This window comes from Xenorhabdus sp. SGI 60 (genome assembly GCF_056632175.1).
On sequence record NZ_CP196860.1, the window covers coordinates 1932553 to 1944309 of the forward strand.

Sequence of the window (11757 nt, forward strand, 5' to 3'; positions counted from 1 at the left end):
AAGGCCAGCAATACTGGCCTTGTTCAGTTACTCTATATTGATATCATCCTTATTTGACAATGTGTTAATTATTTCCGTACTGATAATGGAAACTGAGTCAATAATATTCTCGTGATAACAATCATTAATCAACTTAATGACTAATGGATGGGTTGACCATTGTGAAATATTATTATCTGGTGTTTTGATTATCAGTCGACTCATGGTCAGTCCTGTTTCTTCTTTATGATATGGGTTTATTTTACCCGCTTTAAATAAAGTGATATTTGTATATGATAATTTTCCGCTTAAATGACAGTCCGCTATTCTAGACTCAAAAGGTATTGCTTCTAATACCTTATTGATATAAGTTTCGCTTGCTCCCATTTCCTGTAACTTTTTGACAACCTTGTTATATGCATTTGATATATCTAATTTATTTCTGAGTTCTTTTATCTCATCATTATTGATAACGGTATCTAATAGAAACAACTGAATCTCTTTTGCACCAAGTTGTTCCAATTGAAATGCAATCTCTATCGCTAATTGTCCTCCTAATGACCAGCCTAGAATACGGATAGGTTTATCAATGGAAGTTTCAGTCAAGATTAATTCCATGTAGATCTGTGCTATCTGTTGTAATGAATCGATTTTATGCTCTGTGGAAAGATTGTAATTATCGATACCGATGCAGTTATACGTATTAGATAAAGCATTTGCCAGAGGCTCATAGACTTCACTACCGCAATTAACTGCATGGATCATAAACAGTTTATTGCTTGCGGTTGATTCGGGTGTTAAGAAATTAAGTAAATTAGATGTAGCGCTACCGGTTTCCAACCATTGGGATAACAAGGAAACGCATTTGTAGCTAAATAGAATATTTAAAGGAATATCAACGTTTATTTCATTACGCATTGCTGTAGTTAATTTAATCGCTATGAGGGAATTACCACCAATGCGGAAGAAGTTATCTTCAATACTTACCCGTTCCAGACCTAAAACTTCCTGCCAAATAGCACATAACTGGGTTTCCAGTGCATTACGGGGCGCAATATAGTTGTCACTCTTACCCCATACCGGTGTTGGCAGGGCGCGGCGATCCAGCTTGCCGTTGAGGGTTAAGGGTACGGATTCGATACGGGTAAAGTTGGCGGGCAGCATATAGTCTGGCAAGCGGGTGGAAAGATACCGAACTAAGGTATCATCGGGCAGCACACCGTCGGTGACCAGATACGCCACCAGTATTTGATCCCCTTTGTGCTCATGGTCAATCACCACCGCCTGTTTAACTTGCGGATGCGTGGCAAGGGCCGTTTCAATTTCTCCCAATTCGATACGGTAGCCCCGGATCTTAACCTGAAAATCATTGCGTCCCAGATATTCCAGCTCCCCGTTCGGCCGCCAGCGGACTAAGTCGCCGGTTTTGTACAAACGGGTATAGCCACAGGCTTTATCTGCTTCTGACGCAAACGGGTTCTCAACAAAACGTTCAGCGGTGAGTTCAGGTCGGTTTAAATACCCCCGTGCCAGTCCGGCACCGCCAATATATAACTCACCCGACACACCGATAGGGGACAAGTTGTTGTGACTATCAAGGACGTAAAGACGAACATTATTGATGGATTTACCAATATTGTTGGCGATTTCCCCGGATTGGTAGTGCTTGCCGCTGGCACAAACGGTTACTTCGGTGGGGCCGTACGCATTCAGTACCTCGCAGTGATGACTGAAATAGTCAAGAAAATCTAAAGACGGGGTTTCTCCCGCGGTCACCAGTAACTGTAAAGAGGGCAATTCAGTGCCAATTAACATTTTTAATATGGCTGGAGGTAAGGTGGCTAATTCAATGCCTTCGCGCTGGATCAGTTGTGCAACAGCCGGCGCATTGCGCTCTGTTTCGCTGCACAGGTAAACCGTCAGGCCATGCAGTAAACTGACAAACAGTTCAGAAACCGAGGCATCAAAGACATAAGCCGCAAACATTAAGGCTTTTTTGCGCTTTGTGATATCAAACAGGGCTGCCTGTGCCGCCACCAGATGGGCCACATTTTTATGCTCAATCATGACGCCTTTAGGCTGCCCCGTGGTGCCTGAGGTGTAGATGATATAGGCCAGATCGGCAGGATTATTGATGGATGCCAAATTTTCCACTGACTGATCTCTGGTGAGGGTCTGGTCATCTGCCGCTACCCGTATCGGTGGCGCTGCCCGTGCCTGCGTATATTCCGTCAGTGTTGTCAGATAGCGTTGCTGGGTAAGGACACACGGGCTTTGGGTATCTTGCAGAATAAACTGCACCCGCTCCGGCGGATATGCCGGGGAAATTGGCACATAAGCGCCGCCGGCTTTGAGCACTGCCAGAATACTGATGACCATCTCCAGACTGCGGTCAAGATAGAGGGCGATGGGGGTATCTGCTGGCATGGGGGCATTTTTATTTTGCTGATAATGTTCACGAATAACCCGGGCTAACTGATTGGCCCGTTGGTTTAATTGCCGGTAGGTCAGGGTTTCCCCTTCAAATACCAGTGCCACATTATCCGGCGTCTTTTCTGCCTGTACTTCAAAGAGCTGCTGCAAGGTTTTCTCTTGCGGGTAAGGCGCATCGGTCTGGTTCCAGGTGTGCAGCAGGGTATGGCGCTCCGGGGCCGACAGGATATCAATCTCCGCCAGCGATTGTTGCGGGTCTGTCACGAAGGCGGCCAGCACCCGTTGGTAGATAGCGGCCAGTCGTGCCACGGTGGTGTCGTTAAACAGGCTGACCGCGTAATTCAGGTTGCCTGTAATAGCGGGTTGTCCCTCAGACAGAAACAGGCTCAGGTCAAATTTGGCCGGGCTGTACAGGGATTCGTCTAATGTCACCGGTTGAAACGGCAGTCTGGCTTCATCTGGCCGGTGTTCCCCAAAACGGTGTAAGCCAAACATCACCTGAAAAATCGGATGACGGGCGGGGTCACGTTCAATTGCCAGAGCGTCAAGCAGTTGTTCAAACGGCATGTCCTGATGCGCTTTGGCATCGGCAAGCAACTGATGAATTTGTTGAATCAGGGTGGCGACATTGTCTGTCAGCACAAGTTGTGCCCGCAAGACCAGAGAGTTGACAAACATCCCTATCAGCGTTTGGGTTTGGGCGTGGTGCCGGTTATCAGTCGGTGTACCCAGTACGATATCGTTTTGGCCGGATAATTTTGCCAGCGTGACATAAAAGCCACCGAGCAGCACGGTATACAGGGTGGTTTCCTGCTCTTTTGCCAGCATTCTGAGCTGGTCAGAGAGGGCGGTATCTAACGTGAAATTGAAGTCCCGTCCCTGATAACTGACCTGAGCGGGTCTGGGGGAGTCTGTTGGCAAGGTCAGGGTTTCGTAGTGGGCTAAGGTCTGTCGCCAGTAAGCGAGCTGGCGTTCACGCACATCGCCCTGTAAATATTCCCGCTGCCAGGCGGCATAGTCGCCATAGGTGATATCCAGAACGGGCAACCGGCTGTCACGGCCGGCTAACAAGGCTGGGTAAATCTCGGCCAGTTCACGCATAAAAATGTCGATGGCCCAGCCATCAATGGCGATATGGTGCCATAACATCAGGAAGTAATGTTTATCGGCCAGGGCATAGTGACAGAGGCGCAGGCCGGGTTCGGTGGTCAAATCAAATGGCGTGGCTATCTCAGTGCGTACGGTATCCAGAAGCGTGTCAATATCATCACAGGGCGCGACTGACCGGATAACCAACGGCCTGTCCAGTATTTGTTGGTAGTTCTGCCCGTCATCATGATGGGGGTATACCGTTCTTATCACAGCATGGCGCTGCGCTAATCGGTTAATGGCGGCTTCTAACACGGGCAAACAGGCGGCATTATCCAGTTGAACCAGACAGGGGATATGGTAGGCATCGGTGCCCTGTTCAAACTGCTCGATAAACAGCATTCTTTCCTGAGCAAAGGATAAGGGGGAGTGCGCCAATTCACGGTGAGGAATAACCGTATTGGCGGGTTGTCCCATCTGGTTCGCCAGGCTGGCGATGGTTTTGTGTTCAAAGAGTTGCGTCAGTGAAACCGCAAGCCCAAGGGTGTGGTGAATTGCTGCCGTCAGCTTAATCGCGGTCAGGGAATTGCCGCCGATACGGAAGAAGTTATCTTCAATCCCCACCCGCTCCAAACCTAATACTGTCTGCCAGATAGCGCATAACTGAGTTTCTAAGGCATTACGGGGCGCAATATAGTTGTCACTATTACCCCATACCGGTGTTGGCAGGGCGTGGCGGTCCAGCTTGCCGTTGAGGGTTAAGGGTATGGATTCAATACGGGTAAAACTGGCCGGCAGCATATAGTCCGGCAGGCGAAGAGAAAGGTGTGTCATTAGGGCATCATCTGATACCTCACCCGCCGTAACCAGATACGCCACCAGCACTTGATTGCCTTGATGCTTATAGTCAGTCACCACCGCCTGTTTAACTTGTGGATGGGTGGCAAGGGCCGTTTCAATTTCTCCCAATTCGATACGGTAGCCCCGGATCTTAACCTGAAAATCATTGCGCCCCAGATATTCCAGCTCCCCATTCGGCAGCCAGCAGACTAAGTCACCGGTTTTGTACAAACGGGTATAGCCCCGGGCTTTATCTGCTTCTGAGGCAAACGGATTCTCAACAAAACGTTCAGCGGTGAGTTCAGGCTGGTTTAAATACCCCCGAGCCAGTCCGGCACCGCCGATATATAACTCGCCCGTCGCGCCGATAGGAGATAAGTTACCCTGTTTGTCAACGACATACAGACGGGCGTTATTAATGGCTTGACCAATATTGCGGGCAATCTCCCCAGATTGGTAGTGCTTGCCGCTGGCACAAACGGTCACTTCGGTCGGGCCGTAAGAGTTGAATACATCGCTGTGATGGCTGAAATAGTCAAGGAAATCTAGGGATGGGGCTTCTCCCGCGGTCACCAATAACTGCAAGGAAGGGAACTCAGTGCCAATTAATAACTTCAGTATGGCAGGAGGCAGGGCGGCGATTTCAATACCTTCGCGTTGGATCAGTTGTGCAACGGCCGGCGCATTGCGCTCTGTTTCACTGCACAGATAGACCGTCAGGCCATGGAGTAAACTAGAAAACAGTTCGAAAACGGAACCATCAAAGACATAAGCCGCAAACATTAGGGCTTTTTTGCGCTTTGAGATATCAAACAGGGTTGCCTGTGCTGCCACCATATGGGCCACATTTTTATGTTCGATCATGACGCCTTTAGGCTGCCCTGTGGTACCTGAGGTGTAGATGATATAGGCCAGGTCGGTAGGTTTATTGACGGATGCCAAATTTTCTACTGACTGATCTCTGGTGAGGGTTTGGTCATCTGCCGCTATCCGTATCGGCGGCGCTGCCCGCGCCTGAGTATATTCCGCCAAGGTTGTCAGATAGCGTTGCTGGGTGAGGAGACACGGGCTTTGGGTATCTTGCAGAATAAACCGCACCCGCTCCGGCGGGTATGCCGGGGAAATCGGTACATACGCACCACCGGCTTTCAGTACCGCCAGAATACTGATGACCATCTCCAGACTGCGATCGAGGTAGAGAGCGATAGGGGTGTCTGCTGACAGAGGGGCGCAATGTGCACGAATAACCCGGGCTAACTGATTTGCCCGTTGATTTAACTGCCGGTAGGTCAGGGTTTCCCCTTCAAACACCAGTGCCACATTATCTGGCGTCCTTTCTGCCTGTACTTCAAAAAGTTGCTGTAAGGTTTTATCTTGCGGGTAAGGGGCATCGGTCTGGTTCCAGGTGTGCTGCAGGGCATAACGCTCTGCTTCACTGAGGAACAAGATGGCAGTATGAAGCTGGTGTGGATCACCGGCCACTGCGTGTAGAATGCGTTCAAGCTGATGCAGCAAGCGCTGTGCTTGTTTGTCGGTCAGCCAGTCTTCACCATAACCCAATTTAACTGTAAGACAGTTATTCTGCTCATAGGCCATTAACGACACCGGATAGTCCACTTTTTCGATGGCCTGGCGGAATATCAGGGTATTCTCAATACCTCCTTCATTTTCGTTTGCCACGGGGACGGGGTAGTTTTCAAAGACAAACAGGCTATGGAATAACCGTTCCCCGTCGGATTGCAAACTGGCAAGTGAGACGGCACTGTGGCTGTTAAGTGCAGCGATATCTTTCTGTATAGCTTGTAAAACACTAATAACACTATGGGTATTATCCCACTGCACCATTAATGGCAACGTATTAATATACAGGCCGACGCTGGATTCAATGCCGTCTACCGGTATATCGCGTCCGGATACGGTGGTGCCGACAATAGTCTGTTCATCTCCGGTGTAACTGTGCAGTAATTTATGCCAGGCAAATTGCAAGACCACGTTCAAGGTAATGCCTTGTTCACGACACATTTTCTTAATCTGCTGATATACGTTTCCCTGGACAGTAATAGTTTGCCTCGCGGGTTTTTCAATCGCTCTTATCCGAGTTAAATCAATGTGATGACTTAACAGGGCAGAAAGATTATTGGCTCCCTGAAATTGTGCTTTGCGCTTCTCCCAATAGATTTCAGATCCCGCTTTGTGTTCCAGATAATATTGCTGGGTTGCCAGATAGGCTTTATCTGCCACTATTTGGGGAACGTGTTTTTGTGCGAGTTGGTTGTAATATTCATGCACGTTTTGCAATAAAATTGGGTTACTCCAACCGTCAGTAATACTGTGATGTTGCGTGATCAGCACCGTTACCCGTTGTTCACTCTGTTTAATTAAGGTAAAGCGGATTAACCCGGGCTGACGTAAATCAAAGGGTAAGGAGCGATCATGTTGTTGGATCGCTTCAATCGCTCTGGTTTTCTCTTCTGGTAATAACTGACTGATATCCTTGATAATAAAATTCTTCGAATCAAGGCTTGCCCCTTCAGTGACAATCTGCAACATTTCTTCTTCCCAATTAAATGCTGTTCTGAGGATAGGAAAGCGCAGTGAGGTCAGAACCCAGGCCTGTTGGTAGGTGGCAAGGTCGAGTTGAGTGTGATAATCCAATAGCAGTTGCACGCGATAAGCATCATCCTGTGGTTGAGCCAGATGATGATAAATAAATCCCTGCTGCAAGCTGGTCGCTGGATACAGTGCTTCAATCTTATATGTCTGTTGAAGATGACGTAAAAGTTCGATTGAGATCCCTTCAATACCGTAGTCACTGGGCGTTTTTATTCCACCCAATTGAGCCTGTTTTTGACCTGTGGTGATGACAGAATTAAGTGCCTGCTCAAAGGCTGTGATAAATTTCTGTGTCTGAGTTTGTGATAAGGATGAACTGAGACTAAATTGCAGCCTGCCCGTTTGAATTAAGCCATTAATATTCAATAACAAATGACTATGGTTATCATCTGTCACGACGGTTCCACAGTCGTCGCTGATCAGTGACCAATTTTGCTCAGTTTCTGTGCCTAACTGCCCGAGATAATTGAAGCCAATTGTCGGTAAATCTCCCGACAGATATCCGGCCTGACGTAATGCACCATAACCGATACCTTTGTTTGGCACGGTACGCAGCATCTCTTTCGTGTGAATAATCGTCTCAGCGATATTGTCCTGCATTACCAGACGAACTGGATAAGTGGTTGTAAACCAGCCGACGGTTTCTGAAACATCCAGCGTGTTATCAATCGCTTCCCGTCCATGACCTTCAAGCATAATGTGGTTAACTGGATGTGAGAAAATAGTCTGTAATGCTAATGTGAGGGCGCTAAGCAATAAGTCGTTAATTTCAGTATGGTAACCGGCATTGGCTTCACGCAGCAGAATGTCGGTTAATTCAGCGGAAACACTCAACTTGTGTTGGCTCATTTCATGCGAAGCAGAGTAGACATGGTTTTCAGCCATGACTTGCTGCCAATAGAGAATTTCCTGTTGATGGTGTTCTGCATAGTGATGGACTGCATTAACCCATTGTCGATAGCTACTGGTTTTCGCTGGCAGCGTTTCGCCTTGCAGCAATCTGCGCATATCTTCCGCAATGATTCGCCAGGACACGACATCAATAATCAGGTGGTGAAATGCGAAGAATACGCGAGCGCTGCCATCGGCATATCCGGTCAGATGGGCGGCTTGCCACAAAGGGCCTGTGCAATAATTAAAGCCACTTTGCCATTGGGTCAGTTGTTGGTGATTCAATTCATTAAAATCACAACGCTGTAATGTGGGTAACCAGGGGGGGATTCCTGAGGGATAACACTGGCGATAACCCTGTTCGGTATTAATAAAATGAGCGCGTAGCATATCATGCCGCTCAGTCAGTGTGATCAACGCCTGTTCAATAACCGCATGACTGATACTGCCTGGCAGCCGGATCATAAATGCCTGATTCCAATGATGCGGGCTTGATAAATTCCAGTTGAAGAAATCTTGCTGGATAGGCAATAGACCAAATTCCCCATGCAATAATCCCTGTTCAGCCACCACAGATACATGGGATGAAATTTGTGTCAGCAGTTGCGCTAACTGCGTTACCGTTGGTGCTTCAAAGATCGATTTGGCCTGCAGGGAAAAACCAGCCCGTCGCAGCCTGGAAACCAGTTTGATGCTGATTATGGAATCGCCACCAATACGGAAGAAATTGTCTTCAATGCCAATTTTCTCCAGCCCTAACACTTCCCGCCAAATGGCACACAACTGGGTTTCTAAGTCATTACGGGGCGCTATATAACTGTCGCGGTTTTGCCATTTCGGCTCTGGCAGGGCGCGGCGATCCAGCTTGCCGTTGAGGGTTAAGGGTATGGATTCAATGCGGGTAAAGTTGGCAGGCAGCATATAGTCTGGCAAACGGGTAGAAAGATATCTAATCAGGGCGTCATCGGATAACGCGCTATCTGTGACCAAGTACGCGATCAGTACCTTATTTCCTTTATGCTCGTGATCAGTCACTACCGCTTGTTTGATCTGTGGGTGTGAGGTCAGGGCACTTTCAATTTCTCCCAGTTCAATGCGATAACCGCGAATTTTAACCTGGAAGTCATTGCGTCCCAGATATTCCAGCTCTCCATTCGGTAGCCAGCGGACTAAGTCGCCGGTTTTGTACAGGTGGGTATAGCCGTTGGCTTTCTCTTCTGGGGTGGCAAAGGGATTTGGCACGAAACGTTCGGCAGTGAGTTCAGGTTGATTTAAATAACCGCGTGCTAATCCGGCACCGCCGATATATAACTCGCCTGATGCACCAATGGGGGACAGGTTTCCCTGTTTGTCAAAAACATACAGACGAACGTTATTAACTGCTTTACCAATATTGCTGGCAATGTCTTCATGTTGATAGCGCTTTCCAGTCGCACAAACGGTGATTTCGGTCGGACCGTACGCATTCACCACATCACAGTGATGGCTGAAATAGTCAAGAAAATCTAAGGACGGTGATTCACCGGCCGTCACTAATAACTGTAAGGAAGGTAACTTAGTACCAACTAATAATTTCAATATAGCCGGGGGTAAGGTAACGATTTCAATACCTTCTCGCTGAATCAGTTGTGCAACTGCCGGTGCATTGCGTTCTGTTTCTCTGCACAGATAAACCGTCAGGCCATGCAGTAAACTGAGAAACAGTTCGGAAACCGAGGCATCAAAGACATAAGCCGCAAACATTAAGGCTTTTTTTCGCTTTGTGATATCAAACAGTTCTGCCTGTGCCGCCACCAGATGAGCTACATTTTTATGCTCAATCATGACGCCTTTAGGCTGTCCTGTGGTGCCTGAGGTATAGATGATATAGGCCAAATCAGTAGGTTTATTGACCGGAACCAAATTTTCCCCGGACTGATCCCTGATGACTATTTGGTCATCTGCCGCTATCGATATCGGTGATCCCGCGAGTGTTGTCAGATGTCGTTTTTGGGTGAGTACGCACCGGCTTCCGGTATCTTGCAGAATAAACTGCACCCGTTCCGGGGGATATTCGGGGGATATAGGCACATAAGCGCCGCCGGCTTTCAGCACGGCTAAGATACTAATCACCATTTCCAGACTGCGGTCAAGGTAGAGGGCGATGGGGGTGTCTGCTTGCAAAGGGGCATCATTGTACTGCTGAAAACGGTCACGAATAACCCGGGCTAACTGATTGGCCTGTTGATTTAATTGCCGGTAGGTCAGCGTTTCCCCTTCAAATACCAGTGCCACATTATCCGGTGTCTTTTCAGCCTGTACTTCAAAGCGTTGCTGTAAGGTTTTATCTTGCGGGTAAGGCGCATCAGTCTGATTCCAGGTGTGCAGTAGGGTATGACGCTCTTCTTCACTAAGGAACAAGATAGAAGTATGAAGCTGGTGTGGATCACAGGCTACAACGTGTAGAATGCGTTCAAGCTGATAAAGTAAGCGTTGCGCTTGTTTATCTGTCAGCCAGTCTTCACCGTAGCCTAACTTGACGATCAGGCTGTTATCCTGTTCATAAGCCTTCAGCGATACCGGATAATCCACTTTTTCGAAGGCCTGGCGGAATGTCAGGGTGTTTTCAATGCCGCCCTCGTTTTCGTTCACTACAGGATCAGGATAGTTTTCAAAAACCAGCAGGCTGTGGAATAACCGTTTCCCATCGGATTGTAAGCCGGCAAGCGATATCGCACTGTGGCTGTTGAGTGCGGCGATATCCAGTTGTATCTCTTGCAATATAGTGGCTACGCTGTCAGCCTGGTTCCATTGCACTGTTAACGGTAACGTATTGATATACAAGCCAACACTAGACTCAACACCCTCTACCGGTACATCGCGCCCGGATACAGTAGTACCGACAATGGTCTGTTCATCTCCGGTGTAACTGTGCAGTAATTTATGCCAGGCAAATTGCAGTACCACATTCAGGGTAACACCTTGCATTCGGCACATACCCTTAAGTTGCATATAGGCGTCTCCTCGCACAGTAAGCGCTTGTTCGGCTGGCTTTTCAACGGTTTTTATCTGCGTTAAATCAACATACTGACTTAGCAGAGCAGAAAGATCGTTGGCTCCCTGAAAGTGAGCTTTGCGCTGCGCCCAATATGCATCTGTTTCAACTTTATGATCCAGATGATATTGCTGGGTTGCCAGATAAGCCTGTTCTACGACGACCTGCGGTACTTGTCCCTTTATCAGTTGATTGTAATATTCATGTACAGCCTGTAATAAAATCGAGTTACTCCAGCCATCGGCAATACAGTGATGTTGGGTGATCAGCACGGTTACCCGTTGTTCATTTTGTTTGATGAAAGTGAAGCGGATTAATCCAGGCTGGCTTAAATCAAAAGGCAAGGTACGGTCATGTTGTTGGATTGCTTCAATCGCCTTGTTTCGCTCTGTCTCTGGTAATTGGCTGATATCTTTACTCTTGAAATGTGCCGAATGAATACTGGCACCTGCAGTGACAATCTGCAAAATTTCCCCTTCCCAATCAAATGCGGTTCTGAGGATAGGGAAACGCAGGGAGGCCAGCGACCAGGCTTGTTGATAGGCGGTAAAGTCGATATTGGTGTGATAATCCAACAGTAACTGCATACGATAGGCATCATCCTGTGGTTGAGTCAGATGATGATAAATAAACCCCTGTTGTAAACTGGTGGCAGGAAATATCACTTCAATGCCATTAAAGGTAAAACGTTTGAAATCCTCTTCGGAGAAAATGTTCTCTTCATTTAAGAAAATTAATATGTTTTCCCTTTTCTTCTTAACCTTATCAATAAGCTGGACAGGGGGTGTTTCCCCTGTAAATGCCAGTTTTAATTTATTCTCACAAGCCCATATCGATACATGATTTTTTTTAAGTTCTTTAAATAGCATCAACATTTT

The 11757-nt window shown here is 47.6% G+C and carries 1 protein-coding gene; it reads right to left on the reverse strand.

The window, feature by feature from the left end; genetic code table 11:
• Nucleotides 1-27: 27 nt before the first annotated feature.
• Entirely contained in the window at nt 28-11754 is an 11727-nt protein-coding gene (locus ACSJJG_RS09275) for a non-ribosomal peptide synthetase (protein WP_193836312.1), read from the reverse strand.
• Between the last annotated feature and the right edge of the window lie 3 nt (nt 11755-11757).